At 67.8% G+C, this 17,027-nt stretch carries 20 protein-coding genes and 2 tRNA genes; 19 read left to right on the top strand and 3 right to left on the bottom strand.

Translation table 11 applies throughout. The features are described 5' to 3' along the window. Positions 1-76: 76 nt before the first annotated feature. A tRNA-Leu gene (locus J5T34_RS22390) sits at positions 77-163 on the top strand. Positions 164-555: 392 nt separating this feature from the next. Here the strand turns inward: J5T34_RS22390 and J5T34_RS24150 are convergent. Continuing rightward, entirely contained in the window at positions 556-858 is a 303-nt protein-coding gene (locus tag J5T34_RS24150) for a hypothetical protein (RefSeq protein WP_347880685.1), read from the bottom strand. On the opposite strand from J5T34_RS24150, the gene J5T34_RS24145 reads away from it, so the two are divergent. The 3 genes from J5T34_RS24145 (at position 857) to ampC (ending at position 2,976) form a co-directional block, all read left to right on the top strand. Further along, the gene (locus tag J5T34_RS24145; RefSeq protein WP_347880684.1) at positions 857-1,435 is read left to right on the top strand and encodes a hypothetical protein; all 579 of its coding nucleotides are present in this window, start codon (positions 857-859) and stop codon (positions 1,433-1,435) included. The genes J5T34_RS24150 and J5T34_RS24145 overlap by 2 nt on opposite strands. 89 nt (positions 1,436-1,524) lie before the next feature. After that, positions 1,525-1,601 (top strand) — tRNA-Arg (locus J5T34_RS22380). Between the two features lie 202 nt (positions 1,602-1,803). Continuing rightward, the gene (gene ampC, locus J5T34_RS22375; protein WP_208583065.1) at positions 1,804-2,976 is read left to right on the top strand and encodes a class C beta-lactamase; all 1,173 of its coding nucleotides are present in this window, start codon (positions 1,804-1,806) and stop codon (positions 2,974-2,976) included. A gap of 24 nt (positions 2,977-3,000) precedes the next feature. On the opposite strand, the gene J5T34_RS22370 is transcribed toward ampC, so the two are convergent. Both J5T34_RS22370 and J5T34_RS22365 read right to left on the bottom strand, forming a co-directional pair. Further along, positions 3,001-4,392 carry a sensor histidine kinase gene (locus J5T34_RS22370; RefSeq protein WP_208583064.1) on the bottom strand — a complete coding sequence of 464 codons (1,392 nt, stop codon included), beginning with the start codon at positions 4,390-4,392 and terminating at the stop codon, positions 3,001-3,003. A 42-nt stretch (positions 4,393-4,434) separates the two neighbouring features. After that, positions 4,435-5,193: a response regulator transcription factor gene (locus J5T34_RS22365; protein ID WP_244259150.1), complete on the bottom strand. Its 759-nt coding sequence runs from the start codon at positions 5,191-5,193 to the stop codon at positions 4,435-4,437. A 703-nt stretch (positions 5,194-5,896) separates the two neighbouring features. Between J5T34_RS22365 and J5T34_RS22360 the strand changes: the two genes are divergently transcribed. The 15 genes from J5T34_RS22360 to sctQ all read left to right on the top strand — a co-directional run bounded on the left by J5T34_RS22360 (position 5,897) and on the right by sctQ (position 16,990). Continuing rightward, positions 5,897-6,622 carry a helix-turn-helix transcriptional regulator gene (locus tag J5T34_RS22360; RefSeq protein ID WP_174107955.1) on the top strand — a complete coding sequence of 242 codons (726 nt, stop codon included), beginning with the start codon at positions 5,897-5,899 and terminating at the stop codon, positions 6,620-6,622. Between the two features lie 6 nt (positions 6,623-6,628). Beyond that, entirely contained in the window at positions 6,629-6,847 is a 219-nt protein-coding gene (locus tag J5T34_RS22355; RefSeq protein WP_208583063.1) for an EscF/YscF/HrpA family type III secretion system needle major subunit, read from the top strand. Positions 6,848-6,849: 2 nt separating this feature from the next. Then, complete coding sequence (locus J5T34_RS22350) at positions 6,850-7,158, top strand: DUF1039 domain-containing protein (protein WP_208583062.1); 309 nt, start codon at positions 6,850-6,852, stop codon at positions 7,156-7,158. Positions 7,159-7,193: 35 nt separating this feature from the next. Then, positions 7,194-7,520, top strand: a complete 327-nt coding sequence (gene sctI, locus J5T34_RS22345; RefSeq protein WP_208583061.1) for a type III secretion system inner rod subunit SctI — start codon at positions 7,194-7,196, stop codon at positions 7,518-7,520. Continuing rightward, complete coding sequence (gene sctJ, locus J5T34_RS22340) at positions 7,517-8,257, top strand: type III secretion system inner membrane ring lipoprotein SctJ (protein WP_208583060.1); 741 nt, start codon at positions 7,517-7,519, stop codon at positions 8,255-8,257. The genes sctI and sctJ overlap by 4 nt, the downstream gene beginning before the upstream one ends. Continuing rightward, entirely contained in the window at positions 8,250-8,870 is a 621-nt protein-coding gene (locus J5T34_RS22335; RefSeq protein WP_208583059.1) for a type III secretion system domain-containing protein, read from the top strand. Before sctJ ends, J5T34_RS22335 begins: the two co-directional genes overlap by 8 nt. Further along, positions 8,867-9,700: a hypothetical protein gene (locus J5T34_RS22330; protein WP_208583058.1), complete on the top strand. Its 834-nt coding sequence runs from the start codon at positions 8,867-8,869 to the stop codon at positions 9,698-9,700. Before J5T34_RS22335 ends, J5T34_RS22330 begins: the two co-directional genes overlap by 4 nt. Beyond that, complete coding sequence (locus J5T34_RS22325; protein WP_208583057.1) at positions 9,697-10,788, top strand: TyeA family type III secretion system gatekeeper subunit; 1,092 nt, start codon at positions 9,697-9,699, stop codon at positions 10,786-10,788. Before J5T34_RS22330 ends, J5T34_RS22325 begins: the two co-directional genes overlap by 4 nt. A gap of 126 nt (positions 10,789-10,914) precedes the next feature. Then, positions 10,915-11,283, top strand: a complete 369-nt coding sequence (locus J5T34_RS22320) for a hypothetical protein (protein ID WP_174107947.1) — start codon at positions 10,915-10,917, stop codon at positions 11,281-11,283. Then, positions 11,280-11,462: a hypothetical protein gene (locus tag J5T34_RS22315; RefSeq protein ID WP_208583056.1), complete on the top strand. Its 183-nt coding sequence runs from the start codon at positions 11,280-11,282 to the stop codon at positions 11,460-11,462. The genes J5T34_RS22320 and J5T34_RS22315 overlap by 4 nt, the downstream gene beginning before the upstream one ends. After that, entirely contained in the window at positions 11,459-13,519 is a 2,061-nt protein-coding gene (locus tag J5T34_RS22310) for an EscV/YscV/HrcV family type III secretion system export apparatus protein (RefSeq protein WP_208583055.1), read from the top strand. Before J5T34_RS22315 ends, J5T34_RS22310 begins: the two co-directional genes overlap by 4 nt. After that, positions 13,506-14,828: an EscN/YscN/HrcN family type III secretion system ATPase gene (locus J5T34_RS22305; protein WP_208583054.1), complete on the top strand. Its 1,323-nt coding sequence runs from the start codon at positions 13,506-13,508 to the stop codon at positions 14,826-14,828. Before J5T34_RS22310 ends, J5T34_RS22305 begins: the two co-directional genes overlap by 14 nt. Beyond that, positions 14,828-15,223: a hypothetical protein gene (locus J5T34_RS22300; RefSeq protein ID WP_208583053.1), complete on the top strand. Its 396-nt coding sequence runs from the start codon at positions 14,828-14,830 to the stop codon at positions 15,221-15,223. The genes J5T34_RS22305 and J5T34_RS22300 overlap by 1 nt, the downstream gene beginning before the upstream one ends. Next, positions 15,220-15,759, top strand: coding sequence for a hypothetical protein (locus J5T34_RS22295; RefSeq protein WP_208583052.1), 540 nt, complete (start codon positions 15,220-15,222; stop codon positions 15,757-15,759). The genes J5T34_RS22300 and J5T34_RS22295 overlap by 4 nt, the downstream gene beginning before the upstream one ends. After that, on the top strand, positions 15,746-16,990 hold the full coding sequence (gene sctQ / locus J5T34_RS22290; protein WP_208583051.1) for a type III secretion system cytoplasmic ring protein SctQ: 1,245 nt from the start codon (positions 15,746-15,748) through the stop codon (positions 16,988-16,990). The genes J5T34_RS22295 and sctQ overlap by 14 nt, the downstream gene beginning before the upstream one ends. The last annotated feature ends 37 nt before the right edge of the window (positions 16,991-17,027 follow it).

The raw sequence follows: 17,027 nt of genomic DNA, 5'->3' as shown, positions 1-17,027 counted from the left end.
CCATCGATCCGATCTGCATAATTGCGGTCTTCGCATCGCAGCAAACGTGACGCAAGACACGGAAGCGGCGAACGAAGCCCAGGTGGCGGAATTGGTAGACGCACTAGGTTCAGGTCCTAGCGGTGGCAACACTGTGGAGGTTCGAGTCCTCTCCTGGGCACCAAAATCCTGAAGAGAAGGCCGTTGCAAATCGCGACGGCCTTCTTTTTTTTTCGCCCGCGTTTTCGCGCGGCATCGACTCCCGCATTGTCCCCCGCATTGCCCTGCTGCCTCGCCCTCGATTCCGTATCGCGGCGCGCCGTTTCAGTGCGTGCGCGTCGCGATGTCGGCGTCAATGCCGATGCGCGCGCGTGCCGGCATTCCCCGCGTCTTCGCCCCTAACGGTTGCCTTGCCTTTGACCTATGCTCAGATCAAATCGGGCACGCTGACATCAGCCCGAGGGTGGTCGCCATGGACATGGTCTTGTTGTCGAGAGAGAGGAAGACCGGCGTTGCCGCTGGCCGGGCTTGCGTGGGCACCAACCATCGAGGGACCTGCCGCTGTCGGCGATGGCGCTACGGTTCCTGCGTCGCCATCCTGGTGACCGCGATCGCGCAGGCCGAGAGCGGACCGCCCGGCGGCGATGCCGTGTTCGGATGGCAGCCATTGGGCGAGGAAGAGGCCGCCGCGCTGCTGGCCGCGCTGGGCCCCGCTTCGACCTCACCACCGCCTGAGGCCTTCAGGCCGGCTGCCTCCACCGCGGAAGCATCCGTTCCCGACATCCCCCTCCCCGAATCTTCGACACCATCGTCGGAGCAGGTACTGCTGGCCGCGTTGCCGCCGTCATCCGCGTCGCCATCGCCTTCCATGTCCTCCATGTCGCCATCACGATCCGCGCTGGCGCAGATCGCCGCGGAATCCGAGAGCGCGGTTCGCGCGGCGCTGGCCGGCGACGCGCGCGATGGCGTGCAGGACGGCGTGCGTCGGCCCACCTGGCTGCTGCACGCCGACGATGCCGCGTCCGCCAGCGGGTTCGTCGATACGCGCGTGCGTACGCTGTCGCTGGCGCTCGATGCGGTGCTGCCGCGCAGCGGGGTCACGATCCAGCCGCGTGTCCAGCTTGCCTTTCAGCCGCGCGACGATGGCCTGCCCAACCCCGCGCTGGCCGCGATGCCGGCGGACGACAGGGCGACCGGACTGGCGGTGCGGCTCTACGGCGCGCAACCGACGCGGCTCGCCGGCGTCTATCCCTTCGTCGAGGCCGACCTGTGGCAGGACAGCAGCCGCAAGACGATCAACATCAACGGCACCCGCATCGACACCGATCTGCTGCGCGGCCTGTTCTCGTTCAATATCGGCGCGCATGGCAGCACGCGCGGCGGCGTCAAGATCTGGGTCAAGGTCAAGACGGGCCGCAATGCGGGCGGCATCATCGGTGCCCGTTATCGATGGTGAGGGGAGGGGGACAGGATGGGCGCGCAGCATTGGCGCGCAAAAAAGGGCTTGCGTTCCCACGCCACTGCGATACAATTGCGCCCTCGCGTGCGGCTGTAGCTCAGTTGGATAGAGTACTTGGCTACGAACCAAGGGGTCGTGGGTTCGAATCCTGCCAGCCGCGCCACCTATACGAAGGGCTTCCATCACTGGAAGCCCTTTTTCTTTGCGCGCTTTGTTTCGGCGCCCTTTGTCTTCGCCCGCCTTGTCTGTCTTCTCGCCCGCGGGTTACAGCCGTTACAGCGCGGCCCGACACGGTGGCTGCGGCATTCCCTACACTGCCGCCATCCCGATTCATGCGATGCCGTTCAGCCGGCGTCTCCCATGCCATGAAGCCATCGTCGCTGCTGTTCTCCCTTCTCGCTTGCATCGCTGGCTGCCTCAGCCTCAGCCCCACTGCACACGCCGCCGATGACGCCGACGCCGCCAGGATGGCGGCGATTGTCGATGCCGCCGTCAAGCCGGCGATCGCGCAGCATCGGCTTCCGGGCATGGCGGTCGGCGTGACGGTCGACGGCAAGCGCTATTTCTTCAACTATGGACAGACCGCACGGCAAGGCGGCCGGCCTGTCACCGAGACAACGCTGTTCGAGATCGGCTCGGTCAGCAAGATCTTCGCCGCCACGCTGGCCGCGTATGCGGAGGCGAAGGGCAAGCTGTCGCTGCAGGATCCGATCAGCCGCCATCTGCCTGCGCTGGGCGGCGGCACGTTCGACAAGGTGACGCTGCTCCATCTCGCTACGCATACATCCGGATTGCCGCTGGCGGTGCCGCAGCGGATCGACAGCGAGTGCGTCATGCTCGAATTCCTGGCCAAATGGCGGCCGCCGTATCCAGTCGGCACGCATCGTGTGTATTCGAACAACGGCATCGGCCTGCTTGGCGAAATCGCGGCGAACCGTCTCGGCGGGCCGTACCGCGAGCTGATCCGCACGATCGTGTTCGAGCCGCTCGGCATGAAGCACAGCCACTTCAAGGTGCCCACCGAGCGGCAAGCCGACTATGCGCAGGGCTATACCGCGGCCGATGCGCCGATCCGGATGAAGGAAGGGTATCTGTGGGAGCCGGCCTATGGCATCCGCTCATCGTCCGGCGATCTGGTGGCCTTTGTCGAAGCCAACATGCCAGGGGCCCGTATCGACGACACCTTGCGCCAGGCGATCGCGCGCACCCATGTTCCGCGCTTTCGCGCGGGGCCCATTACGCAGGACCTGGTCTGGGAGCAGTATCGTTTTCCCGCGACCTTGGAACAGGTGCTGGCCGGCAACGCGGCGATCCTGCGCGCCGAGGCCGCGACGCCGATCGACGGCCCCGCGAGCGCTCACCAGCCGGCGTACCTCCACAAGACCGGTTCGACCAACGGCTATTCGGCCTATGTCGCCTTCGTGCCGGAGAAGCGGATCGGCATCGTGCTGCTGGCCAACAAGGCGTATCCGGTCGATCAGCGCGTCACCATCGGATACGAGATCCTGTCGCGCGTGGCCGAGCGGGCAAAGCCCTAGTGTTGCGGCGGCACGCTGCCGCTGTCATCGGTGCGCAAGCGGAAACCGCAGCCGCGCCACCACGCCCGACGGCACGTCGCCACGGTTGTCGATGCTGGCGTCGCCCCCGTATCGCTCGGCGATCGCCTTGACGATCGCCAGTCCAAGGCCGCTGCCCTCGGTGCCGTGGGCGTCGGCGCGGAAGAAGCGGTCGAACACGCGGGGCAGCGCTTCGGGCGCAACGCCGTTGCCGGTGTCGCGCACTTCGATGCAGCCGAGCCCCTCGTCGCGATAGGCGCGCAGGTCGATGGTGCCGCCGTCGGGCGTGTACTTGAGGGCGTTGTCGACGAGGTTGCTGAGGGCCGTGCGCACGTCGGCGAGGCTGGCGCGCACCTGCAGGTCGTCCAGTTGCTCGACGCCGAGGTCGATGCCGTGCGCGGCGGCACGCGGCAGGTGCATCTCGATGACGTCGGGCACCACATCGCGAATGGCCACCGGCTGCGACGCGGCCCGTTCGAGCGGCGCGTCCGCCCGTGCCAGCCGCAGCAGCTGCGAGATCATCCGCGTGCTGCGCGCGATCACCTGCTGCAGCGCGTTGTACTCGCGCAAGCTGTGCGGGTCCGACAGCGTGCGGCCGAGATTGTCGGCCTGGATCTGCAGCGATGTCAGCGGACTGCGCAGCTCGTGCGCGGCATCGGCGATGAACTTCTTCTCGACCTGCAGCGACTGCGACAGCCGCGCGATCATCAGATTGATCGACTGGACCAGCGGCAGCAGTTCGCGCGGCACCTTGTCGGTGGGCAGCGATGCGAGGTGGCCGATGTCGAGCCGCGCTGCGCGCTCGCCCAGGGCACCGACGCGCCGCAAGGCCCGCTTGACCGTCATGAAGATGGCGAGCCACGCCAGCGGCATCATCGCCAGCGCGGGCATGGCGCTGGCGATCGCGGCATCCTCTGCAATGCGCTTGCGCGAGGCTTCGCGCTGCGCGACATGGATCGTCCAGTCCGGCCCGTGCCGTGAGTAAACGCGCCACCGTTCCTGTTCCACCGTCTGCGTCGAGAAGCCCGGCGGCGCCTCACGGCCGAGGGTGAGCGGGTCGCTGTCCGGATGAAGCGACGGCTTCGTGCCGCCGAGCCAGATCTGGATCACGATGCCGTCGGATGCGTCGCGATACAGATGGAGCGGGTTCATCGCCCGCGCCATGTCGTCGCTGACGCGGGCGGCCACCTCCTGCAGGCGGCGGTCCAGCAATTGATGGATCTCGGAGGTGGCGACCACATAGGTCCACGCCGTATGCAACAGGGCAAAGGCGGCGATCACCGTGCTGAGCGCCAGGCTCAGCATCACGCTCAGCGAACGGTTGCCCGATGGCGTCGGGTGCGGCGTCGCGTGCGGCGGCGTGCGCGATGCCGGGTGGGGTACGGTGTGGGCGGGCATGTGGATCTGGCCGGGTGCGCGCCGCAGTGACGGCCGCGATGATCAGCTTGGCGGATCGCCTGGCGAGCCGCTCCGCGGTTCGCGATCCGGCGTGCCGGGTTCAGGCACGACGCCCGCCGTATTCGGCTTGAGCTTGTCGCCGCCCAGCAGCACGGTCCAGCCGAGCCCGCGCACATTGCGGATGGCCGAAGCGCCAAATTTCTTGCGGACCGAGTAGATCAGCACGTCCACCGCGTTGCTTTCGACTTCCTGTCCCCACCCATAGATCTTTTGCTCGAGCTGGTTGCGCGAAAGGATCGTGCCCGGTCGTTCCAGCAGCGCCAGCATCAGCGCGAATTCGCGCGCCGACAAGGTTTCGGTATGGCCGTCGACCGTCAGGCTGCGCGTATCGAGATTGAGGCGGATGGTGTCGTCGCCGAGGCTGGAGGTCGCGTAGCCGGCCTTGCGCCGAAGCACGGCACGCATGCGTGCCAGCAGCTCGGGGACCTCGAAGGGCTTCAGAACGAAATCGTCGGCACCGGCGTCGAGTCCCTGCACGCGCGTATCCAGATCGTCGTGGGCGGTCAGTATCAACAGCGGAGTCTGCGTACCCTGCGCACGCAGCCGCTGCAGCAGATCGAGACCGCCCATGCGCGGCAGCCCGAGGTCGAGCAGGATGATGGCGTAGGAGCCTTGCTCGATCGCATGCTGGCCCGCCACGCCGTCGCGCACCCAATCGACGCTGCACTGCATGTTTTCCTTCAGCGCGCGCATCAGGCTGGTGCCGATCTGCAGATCGTCTTCGATCAGAAGAATGCGCATGATTTCCGCTCGATATGCCGTGCAAAAAAGATAAGGGGGAGCGACATCGAGGCCGTGTTGCCCCGCGACGCGGGCGCCGCGGCCTCACTTATACCGCCGCAAACTGCGCGAGGGAAGTGGAGCTAGTCCCGATGCTGATGTCCTCAATGGGCCGGCTGTGGAGTCGCCGAATCTCGCCGTGACATATCGCGGTCGAAGATCGCAAATCGGCCGCGATTTTCTGATGTGCCGGTGGCGACAGAGGGCGACACTTCGCGCCGGTCGGACTCGTTCCCGGCCTCCCCGCCTCTGCTTTGTCCGCCTGCCACAGGCGGATTTTTTTTGTCCTCTGCCTTTCCCGGCACCGAGCCGAGATGCAAGGCGCGTGACCGCGGGATTCGGCTGTCCGCACCCGAGATCGGCGGGTCCTCGACGGTGCGCTCGCGCACGCAAACCGCCGTACGCGTCTCACATTTCGGGTTGCGGGAAAGAAGTTATAAGAAATCGATCGAGACTTTCTCTAAACGATTCGAGTAGACCCTCAAATTCTCAAAGTTCATTCGATAAATGGTTTGATAGCGAAGCGCTGTCCGGCGCCGTCGATCGCATCGAACCACACGCTCCACGACGTCGGACAGCTACGTCTTTCAGGTCATCACCGGATCGGTATCCGGGTCCGGCGATGGAATGATGCAGCCACTGAGCACGAGTGTTCGAGGGAAAGATGGGGGCAGTCAAGCTAATGGTCTTCAGCCGGTCCGGACGGATCGAGTGCAACGGCGAGACGTACGAAGTGCCGGCATGCAGCCTGGTCTTCACCAACGGCAACGCGACGGCGATTCCAGCGCGCGAGGGCATCGATACTTACGTCTTCCACTCGGGGGACTTCCAGGATATCTACCGCGAGCTGCACGAGCTGGCGAGCCGCTACCGAAGAGGGACGCAGTTCTGGCGCGAACCGGTCAAGCGGATCACGGTGCCGGAGGAAACCATCAACGTGATCCGGCATCTCGGTGCCGCCGAGCCGCGCGCGATGCTGCGCTTCGCCTATGTCTACTGCATGGGCACGGAGCCGGAGTACTTCTCCCGGCTTCTGCACCACCTGATCGACAGCAGCCGCGACTTCTTCGAGTTCATCGAAGAAAACAGCATGAGCGCGTGGCCGGTCACGCAGTACGCCAAGGCCCTCGGCATTCCGGTGCGCAAGCTGAACGTGATGTTCTACGAGAAGTTCGGCGTATCCGCCAAGAACTGGCTGCTGGAGCGCCGGCTGCAGCGAGCGCGGGAACTGCTGCTGCTGACGTCGATGAAGGTCACCGATATCGCGCAGGAGTGCGGCTTCAACAGCCACGCGCATTTCAGCGTCAGCTTCCGCCGCCGCTACGAGGCAAGTCCTCGGCTGCTCAGGCAGCACCACCAAAGCATCAACGACGCAGCGAACGAGGAATAGAAGCAGATGAATCTGAACGCATTGATCGATGGCATGGACGGTCCGATCGCGTCGGCGAGTTTCAGCATGGCCGAGGCGCTGCAGCGTGCGGTGACGACGGGCGAGACGCTCGACTTCATCCAGGCGCAGAAGATGACGGCGGCCTTTACCAACATGACGGCGCTGCAAAGCTCGATCATCAAGGCGATGCACGACACGATCGCCGGCATCATCCAGAAGATCTAGCCATGCAGCCATTGCCAAGAGAGGTCAGGCGCCTGCTGGTCGAACTGGCATTTGCCGCCGGCAATCAGCGTCTGCACGGCGAGATCGAGGTCTTTCTGGACACCATCGACCTGTTGGTCGACGACGAGCAGGACCGTGCCATCTGCCGGGCGCATCTGTACATGCAAAGCGGCCGGCTTGTCGAGGCGCGCGCCTGCCTGGGCGAGCGCAACGATCCGCCCGCGCTGCTGCTGGCGACGCTGATCGCCGCCAAACGGGATGCTGCCGCTGCGCCTCGCGTGATATCCACCTCGCCCCGCACCCGCCACTGAGTATCGAAGGTTCGAAGGTATCGAAGGCATTCATCATGAACATCGACCCCACCACTGCCGCCGGCCAGATGCCGGCCATCGCTGCCGGCAAGGAGCCGGCGGCCGCCGATATCCAGGCGTTCATGGACGCGATGTCGGCGCGCGTGCCAAAGCCCGAGGCGATTGCCACCGAGGCGGTGCGCAAGGCCGACGCCACGGTGTCCGCGCGTGTCCAGACCGTCAGCGCCAGCTCCGCACTCGATCCGGCGGCCATGACGCGGACACAGCAGGCACTGCTCGAAATGCGCAACGGCGTCGACCTGATCGCGAAGATCGCCGGGACGCTGTCGCAATCGATCAACAAGCTGACGACGATGCAATGAAGCGCTTCCGCACGATCGCCCTTGCCGTGCTCGCCGCGGTCAGCATGGCCGGCTGCAAGATGACGCTGTACTCGAATGTCGGCGAGGCCGAGGCGAACCAGATGCTGGCCTTGCTGATGCTGCGCCATATTCCCGCGGAGAAGGTGGTGGAGAAGGGGGGCACGGTGACGCTGCGCGTCGACAAGGGCGAGTTCATCAATGCCGTGGAGGTATTGCGGCAGAACGGCTTTCCGCACCACAAGCGGCTTGGCATGGAAGATCTTTTCCCGTCGAACCAGCTGGTGACCTCGCCCGCGCAGGAGCGCGCCAAGATGCAGCTGCTCAAGGAGCAGCAGCTCGAAAGCATGATCTCGGCAATGGACGGCGTGATCGGCGCGAAGGTATCGATCGCGCAGAAGGTCGACGAAAACGGCAAGCCGACCGGCGCGCCGTCGGCGGCGGTCTTCATCAAATATTCGCCGCAATTCAATCTGGGCAACTACGAAGTGCAGATCCGCAGCCTGATCCGCGATGGCATCCCCGATATCGCGTCCGACCAGATCAGCGTGGTGATGCAGGCCGCCGACTATCGCTATCAGGCGCCGGCCGCCGAGCCGCCGCCGTCGCGGTGGCGCCAGTGGCTGCAGGCGCAGCCGGCTCAGGCGGCCGCCGCGGTGGCCGGCGGCGTGCTGGCGCTGTGCGCGATGGCGGGACTGTCGCTCTGGATCGCGCGCCGCAAGGGGACCGTCGATGTCTGACGCCGCCAAGGCCGGCGCACGCGCGCAGCAGAGCCTGTGTCCCGCGGTGCAGCGTCTGCACGCGCTGGCGTGGCGACCGGGCGCCGCGATGCACCCGGGCTGGTGGAGCTATCTCGGGCTGGATGCCTGGCGAGACGACTATCGCCGCCATCCCGGCAGCCGCCGCGCTCTCGACGCGTTGATCGTGCAGCGCCGCGGTTTTCCGGCCGCGCCGCTCCCCGCGGCGCTGTCCGATGAACAGCGCCGCATGCTGGCCCTGGAGCCGCGGCTGCCGGTGCTGCTCGTCGCGCTCGGGGCCGTTGCCGCGCGTGCCCCTGAACTGCTGCTGCTCGGCGACTACCGGCGGCAATTGCTGGCGGTACTGGGCGACGACGGCTGCGACCAGCTGGCCGCGCTGGTGCCGGACGGCAAGGCGCCGGCCCTGAGCCGTCCACCGGAGCAGATCGTCGAATGGCTGCGCGAGCTGGGCCGCTTGTGGCTGGACCAGACGCTGCCCGGCAGCACCGTCTGGCAGGCGCTGTCGATCTGCCTGCCGCCACCTGGCCCGCTGCTGGCGACGCCGCCGACGGGGCTTGCCTTGCCGATGCTGTTTCGCCTGGAACGTCTGCTATGAACCCTTTTGGACTGACGATCACCGCGGTCCGCGGTGAATTGCCCGTGGGCGGCATCGTGCCGGCGGCCACGCTGGACGGATACATCGATGCGGCGGCGGTGCTCGGCCGCAACCGCTCGCGCGCCGCCGCGGTGCTGCTGGCCAGCCGTCGCCGTCGCGCGCAGGCGCGGGTCCAGGCGGCGCAGATCCTGGCCGAGGCGCGTGCCGAAGGCGAACGCCGCGCCGAGGCAGCGGCGCGCGCCGCCCACGACGCGATCTGCGAGGACGTGCTGCGCTGGCTGGTGTGCGAGAGCGAACTCGAGGCCGTCATTGCCGAGCGTCTGGAAGCGCGCTGCCGCACCGTGATTGCCGACGCGCTCGCGTGCTTCGCCGGCGAGGCGGACCGAGCCGCCCTGATCGCGCAGCGCGTCGCAGCCCGGTGGCGAGAGTTGTCGTCGCACGGTGCGTTCACATTGCGGCTGTGTCCAGACGATCTCGAAGCGGTCGCGGCGCGGCTGCCGGCGGAATCAGATTTCACGGTCAGCGCCGAACCGGCGCTCGCCCCCGGCCAGGCGCTGCTCGACAGTCCCTACGTGCAATTGCGCATCGATCTTGACCGTCATCTTGCCGTGCTGCTGGCCGCGATCGGCGGCGAGCCGGGCGCAACGCCGCCATCGCCGGACGAGCCTGTCCGGGGGGAGGCGCGCGACGGCGAACAGGACCCGGACGCGCTGGCCAACCATCTGGATGGTCTGCTCGCCGATCTGGACGGCATGGCAGGAGCCCAGGTCCCGCAGCCGCTGCGCGACCGCGGTCTGCCCGACACCGACTCACCGGGATGGCAAGCATGAGCCCCAGAGTCCAGGGCCCCAAGCCCGTCATTCCGACCGGCCCGGCCCCGGCGATCGCGCCGGGCCAGGGCAGCCCCGCACCCAGCCGCGGACCGCAGCAGGTCGGTCCTGCCCGCTCGGCGATGGACCTCGCGGCGCGCGCCTTGAACGCGTCGCGCCGCCTGCAGGAAGCGGCCCTTACCAATGTGCACTCCTCGAAACTGCACGCCCTGCTGCGCGGGGACCGCCGCAACGACGCCCTGCTGGCGCGCGCCTTCGTCGGCAAGCTCGCCAAGTCGCTGCTGGCCAACAAGGACCCGCGCATCGAGCAGCTGCTGCAGCAGTTCGGTGACATCGAGGACGTCGACGGCCTGCTCTCCGCGATCGGGCGCAGCGAGTTGCATCCGGCAGCAGTGGCGTTGCTGCTTGCCGCGATGGCCGAGCAGCACCGGCCGGGGCGCAAGCGCACCCGTCTGGAGGAGGCCCTGGAGCGGCGGCTCGGCGCCAGCGGCGATTGGGAGCTGGCCATGCTTGGCTGGCTCGAGTTCGGCGCGATGACGCCGGAGCTGATGTCGCAGTTGAAGTCGCTGTATCAGCGTGCCGATGTGGTGCAGCAGGGCATCGCGGCGTTTCTCGATCAACTGGCCGGCATCGGCGAGCGCCGGCGCAAGGTCAAGGTACTGATCCGTGCGCTGGGGGCGGAACTGAGCGGCATCGACGACGACGCGGCCGAGGGCATCAAGCTGGCAGCGGTGGTGCGCGATCTGAAACGCCTGCTGATCTTTCTCGGATGCGAGGAGCAATGCGGCCGGATCGCCCGAGGCCTGGGCGAGCCACCGGTCGAGCCGGATGCCGTCCTGCGCCTGCTGATTCGCATGGTCGACCAGCCCTGGCTCTACCACGACTGGATCCGCGGCGAGGTCGACGGCATGCAGCTGGGCCGTCAGCGCGGCTTCAGGCTGATCCGCGACCTTACCCGCCTGGCCAAGTTGCTGCCGGAGCCGTGCTTTCGCGACGACGACCACCGGCAACAGGTGCTGGCCGCACTGGCCGAGTTCAACGACCGCGCCGAGAACGCAGACCCTGCCGAGGACGACGCCACGGGCTGACGCCCCTTCAGGTATCGGCCCGATGCCGCGTGCCGCGCCTGCCGCGCACGATGGCAACACCGCAAGCAATGAGGACAGCAAGCGCGTCCGGCGGCTCGCGCCGCCGGGATCGTGCCTGGATTACCGATGGACATTGGAACGCTGCGCAACCTGGAAAAGCTGTTTCGGCTGATGGACGTCAAGCCGATCACGATCGAACCCCGCGTCGAGATACGCGACGGCGAGATCCAGGTGTTCATGGAAGTGCGCGACCGCCGCGTGTTGTTGTCCACGATGCGGCCGGTCGATCCGTACGTGGCCGACGCGGCGCTGCGCACGCTGCTGACGCGATGGTCGCCGGCCTGCATGGCCGGCGTGCCGTTGCGGGTGTTCCGGGTCGACGACTGTCTGTTCGTCTCGGGGGCAATGCCCGCGGGCAGCGGCGCAGAGCTGTGGTACCGGACGGTCCGGGCACAACGCAGGCTGCTGGAAGCCTGTACGAAGGAGCAAGCATGAGGTTCGTCTTCGCGGCACTGTTGTTGCCGCTGGCGCTGCTGTGGAGCACGGTGATCGTCGCCCTGGCGCTGGCGCTCGTACTCGGCGCGGTGGCCTTCGGCGTCGGCTGCCGGATCGCCGCTGCACTGGGCAACGCGTTCCGGCGCATCACGCAGGCACGGCGCGGAGCACGGTCATGATCAAGCGCCTCAGCGCCTGGCTCGCCACGATCGGCGGCCGACAGGATGTCGTGCTGGCCGTGATGCTGATGGTCGCGGTATTCATGATGATCCTGCCGCTGCCGACCATCCTGGTCGATCTGCTGATCGCGATCAACCTCGGGCTCGCGCTGCTGTTGATGATGACCGCCATCTACGTGCGCGACCCGCTCGACTTGTCCGCGCTGCCGTCCCTGCTGCTGATCACCACACTGTTTCGCCTGGCGCTGACGGTCAGCACCAGCCGGTTGATCCTGCTGCAGCACGATGCGGGCGAGATCGTCACCGCCTTCGGCAACTTCGTCGTCGGCGGCAACCTCGCCGTCGGCATCATCGTGTTCTCGATCATCACGGTGGTGCAGTTCATCGTGATCACCAAGGGGGCGGAGCGCGTGGCGGAAGTCGGCGCGCGCTTCTCGCTCGACGCGATGCCCGGCAAGCAGATGAGTATCGACGGCGACCTGCGCGCCGGCACCATCGACGCCAACGAGGCCAAGCGCCAGCGTCAGCTGGTGCAGAAGGAGAGCCAGCTGTATGGCGCGATGGACGGCTCGATGAAGTTCGTCAAGGGCGATGCGATCGCCGGCATCATCGTGATCCTGGTCAACATCGTCGGCGGCATTGCGGTCGGCACGATGCAGCACGATATGGGCGTCGGCAAGGCGCTCGAGGTCTACTCGGTGTTGTCGATCGGCGACGGCCTGATCGCACAGATCCCCGCGCTGATCATCTCGATCGCGGCAGGCATCGTGGTCACGCGCGTGCCCGGGGAGAAGCGCGAGAACCTGGCGCAGGATCTGGTCAACCAGTTCTCGCGGCAGCCGAACGCGCTGATGATCGCCGCCGGCGTGCTGCTGCTGTTCGCGTTCGTACCGGGCTTTCCCGCGGTGATCTTCATGCCGCTGGGTGCGCTGCTGGGATTGGTCGCGTTCTATGCGCGCCGCCGTGCCAGGTCGCTCGGGCCGAATACGGCCGACCAGAGCGGTGCGGCCGCCGACGGAGACGGCGAGGCGCGCATGACACCGGGTGCGGAGCCGCTGGCGCTGAAGCTCGCCAGGGATGTGGCGGCGCTGCCGGGCCTGACCGAGGCGCTGGAAGGGCTGCGCTGGCAGAAGTTCGAGCGCCTCGGCATCGCGCTGCAGAAGATCGAACTGGTCGTCGATGCCGGAATGCCGGCCGGCAGCTTCAGCGTGCTGCTGTACAGCGAGCCGGTACTGAGGGTCGCCATGCCTGCCGGCCGCCTGCTGCTGGCTCGACAGGCCAGTGCCATGCCGATCGCCGAGCGCGTCGACAACCTGCCGTTCGGCGGGCTGACCCTGCAATGGATCGCGCCCGAGCACCAGGCCTCGGTGGCGCAGTCCGGACTGACATTGCTCGCCGGTGCGCAGGCAGTCGCGTACGCCGCCGCGCTGGCGGTCGACCGCTTCGCCGACGAATTCGTGGGCGTGCAGGAAACCCGCTATCTGATGGATGCGATGGAAGCCCGCTACAGCGAACTGGTCAAGGAGCTGCAGCGGCAGCTGCCGATCAGCAAGATCTCCGAGGTATTGCAGCGGCTGGTGGCCGAAGGGATCTCGATCCGGGATCTGCGCACCATCTTCGAGGCGTTGATCGAATGGTCGCCGAAGGAGAAGGAGACCGTGATGCTGACCGAATACGTCCGCGTCGCGCTGCGCCGCCAGATCGTCGGGCGGCATACGCGCGGCGAAGCCCGCATCAACGTCTGGCTGGTCGGCGACGGCATCGAGAACATGATCCGCGACTCGGTGCGCCAGACCGCCGCCGGCGCCTACTCGACCTTGCAGGGCGATCAGATCGAAGCGATCGTGGCGCGCATCAAGGCCGGTATTGCCGGGCGCGAGGACATGGAGGGCGCGCTGGTCACCGCCATCGATGTGCGCCGCTTCCTGCGCAAGTTTCTCGAGCGCGAGCTGTTCAGCGTGCCGGTGTTGTCGTACCAGGAACTGGGCGACGACGTGCAGCTGCATGTGCTCGGCAATATCGACATGATCGGGGAGTACGACGATGCGTATGCCTGATGTCGACGCGATCGTCGCCGACGTGGCTGGGCGCCTGACGCTGCCGGCGCTGGACGATGGCGTCGAGCGCTTCGGCCGTGTGGTCGAAGTCGGACCCACGCTGATCAAGGCCAGCCTGCCCGACGCGGCGCTCGCCGAGCTTTGCCTGATAGGTGGCGACATGCAGGCCGAAGTCGTCGGGCTGCAACGGGAGATCGCGCTGCTGTCCCCGTTTTCGGAGCCGATCGGCATGAGCTGCGGCGCCCTGGTGCGGCCGCTCGGCACCGAGCATCGGATTCCGGTCGGGCCGCATCTGATCGGGTCCGTGGTGGACGGCCTCGGCCGCCTGATGAGCGGTCCGCCGGTGCCGGCCGGGTGCGAGACGCGCGCGCTGGAGGCCGCGGTGCCCGATCCGCTGACACGCACGCTGATCGATCAGGTGCTGCCGCTGGGCGTACGCGCCATCGACGGCATGCTGACCTGCGGCCGCGGCCAGCGCATCGGCATCTTCGCAGCCGCGGGCGGGGGCAAGAGCACGCTGCTCGGCATGATCTGCGACGGCAGTCTTGCGGACGTGGTGGTACTCGGTCTGGTGGGCGAGCGCGGACGCGAAGTGCGCGAGTTTCTCGACCAGACGCTGACGGCCGAGGCGCGCGCGCGCTCCGTGGTGGTGGTGTCCACCTCGGACCGCCCGGCGCTGGAACGCCTGAAGGCCGTCTATACCGCGACGACCATCGCCGAGTACTTCCGCGATCAGGGCCTGAACGTGCTGCTGATGGTCGATTCGCTGACGCGCTTTGCCCGCGCCGGACGTGAGATCGGCCTGGCCGCCGGCGAACTGCCGGCCGCCGGCAGCTTCCCGCCCAGCGTGTTCGCACGGCTGCCCCGGCTGCTGGAGCGGGCCGGGTGCGCCGCCAGCGGCAGCATCACCGGCATCTACACCGTGCTGGTCGAGGGCGATGACATGACCGAGCCGATCGCGGACGAGGTCCGGTCGATTCTCGACGGCCACATCGTGCTGTCGCGCGAGCTGGCGGAGAAGAACCACTACCCGGCCATCGATATCCCGGCCAGCATCAGCCGCGTGATGCACCAGGTCACCAGCGAACAGCATCGGCAGTGGGCCGGACGAGCCCGCCGGCTGCTGGCCCAGTACAAGGAGATCGAGCTGCTGGTGCGGGTCGGCGAATACGAACGTGGCCACGACGCCGAGGCCGACGACGCGCTGGACCGTCGCGCCGCGCTGGAGGCTTTCCTGTGCCAGGGCACCGGCGAGCGCGCCGACTATCAAGGCACGCTGCGTCAGCTGCGGCAGGTCGTGGAGGGATGATGGCCAGACCGACCGCCGCACAGATGCTGGCCCAGTTGCAGACCATCAAGACCTGCCGGGAGGGTGTGCTGCGCCATCGCGCCCGCCGCATCGAGGCGGAAATGCGCGAGTGCCGGCAGCAGTGCGATACGCGCAAGGCCGAGCAGGCCGACCTGCGTGCCGAGTGGCGCGCCGCCAGCCAGACCGAGCAGGCGGTGGACCCACGCGACTTTCACCAGCTCAAGCGCCGGCTTCACGCGTTCTATCAACGCGAACAGCAGCTGCAGGCCGGGCTGCGCCAACTCGCCGACCAGATCGCCGATTGCCAGACCGCGGCCGCGCGGACGGCACGGGCGCTGAAGGAAAACCTGCGCGGCCAGGAAAAGCTGGCCGCGCTGATCGAGGCGCAGCAATGAGCGTGTCCCCGGTAGGCGGCGTCCTGCCCAAGGGCGGCCGCGACCGCGACGAGCGTCGCAAGGTGGAGCCGGAGCAGACGGCGCAGTTCGATGCGGCCATGCGCAAGCGCAGGCGGAGCAGGCAGCCCGGTGTCGGGGACGCGGAGCCGACCGTACCGCCGCCGCCTGCGCCGCCGGCATGGTGGTGGATGCTGGGCGGCGCGCGTGCCGGGTCCGCTGCAACGGCGGCCTGCGGCGGGCCGGACGCCGGCAGCGCGGAGGCGATCGCTCCCCCGGACCTCGAAGCCGCCAACTTCGCACCGGGCGCGCAGACGCGCCTGAGCGGCAATGGGCTGCATGTCCGCTTTACGCAGGGTGCCTGGGCAGGCATGGAGCTGCAGGCGTCGCTGCATGCCGGGCAGGTCGTCGTCACGCTGCGCCCGCTGAACCGCCAGCAGCACAAGCGTCTGGTCGAAGCGAAGTCGTCGTTGGGCGACGAAGTGGCCAGGCAGACCGGTGAAGTGATTCGATTGGAGGTAGCCGATGCTACTCGATGAATGGAGCGATCAGGACCTGGAATTGGCGCGGGCGATCGGCCCGGGCCGGTCCACCGCAGCGGCGGGCGATCGCCGCGCAGGCGCCGCGCCAGGCGCGCACGGCGACGGGCTCGATGCGCTGCAGGCGCTGGAGCGGCTGGACCGCGCCGATCCGATGATGGACCCGATCGGGCGGCTCGACGCGTTCGACGGCGATCGGCTGCGGCACGATCCACTCGCCGGTCTGCGGGACGATGACGGCGACGGCGACCGGGACCCCGGCATCGGAGACATCGGGAAGATCGGCGACATCGGCGACATCGGCGACACCGGCGAGATCGCGGACATCCGTGATACCAGCGGTCGCAACGCGCCAAACGAAGACGGCGCCGCCGCACTGGTTCTCGATCTGAAGCCCTGCGGCGGCGACGGCGTCGTTTTGACGATGTCGATCGACGGACAGCGCGCCCGCGCCTGGGTCGACGCCGACGCCTGGTGCGAATGGCTGGCGCCGCGCCTGGCGGTACAGCGCTTCCACCAGATCCCGCCCGATCTGCTCGGGCTGCTCGGCCAATGGACGTTGCTGCCGCTGCAGCACCATGCCCGCCGGGCGGGGCTGGGCCTGCCGCGCTTCGGCAACGCCGAGCCCGGCCGCTGTGCGCGGGCGATCGCGCCCACGCTGACGCTGTGCCGCGCCGATGCCGAGCTCGACCTGCGCCTGCTGGACTGGCCCGAGCCGTGGATCGCCGCACTGGCGCAAACCATGGAAGACCGCCGCCCGCCGTTGACGATCCCGCCGATCCCTGTGGCCCTCGCGGCCGGATGGGTGCACCTGACACGCGCGCAGCTCGCCCGCCTGGCGCCTGGCGACGGCGTCGTGCTGGAGCGGGCCGCTGCCGTCGAGCACGGCCATGCCTGGCTGATCGCCGAACGGCCGCTGGCGCTGGCGTGCTTCGCACACGGCGCCTGGCATATCGAACACACATGCAACGAGGAAACCAGCATGGAGCAAGGGACCGAGGTCACGCTGCGCGGCAGCCAGCTCGACGACGACAACATCGTGCTGACGGCGGTTGCCGAAGTGGGGCGCCTGTCGTTGTCGCTCGATACGCTGCGGGAGCTGCAGACGGGTCAGATGCTGGAGCTGGCCCATGCCAGTCATGGCCGCGTCACGCTGACAGTGTCGGGTCAGCCGGTCGCCAACGGCACGCTGCTGCGCGTGGGCGACAAGCTGGTGATGCGGATCGAGTGAGGACGGGCGAGGACGGGCGATTTCAGGCATGGACCCG

The organism is Cupriavidus gilardii, from assembly GCF_017598945.1.
GTDB lineage: Bacteria > Pseudomonadota > Gammaproteobacteria > Burkholderiales > Burkholderiaceae > Cupriavidus > Cupriavidus gilardii_E.
The sequence above is the reverse complement of the archived record's forward strand: the minus strand, read 5'-3'. Positions and strand labels throughout refer to the sequence as shown.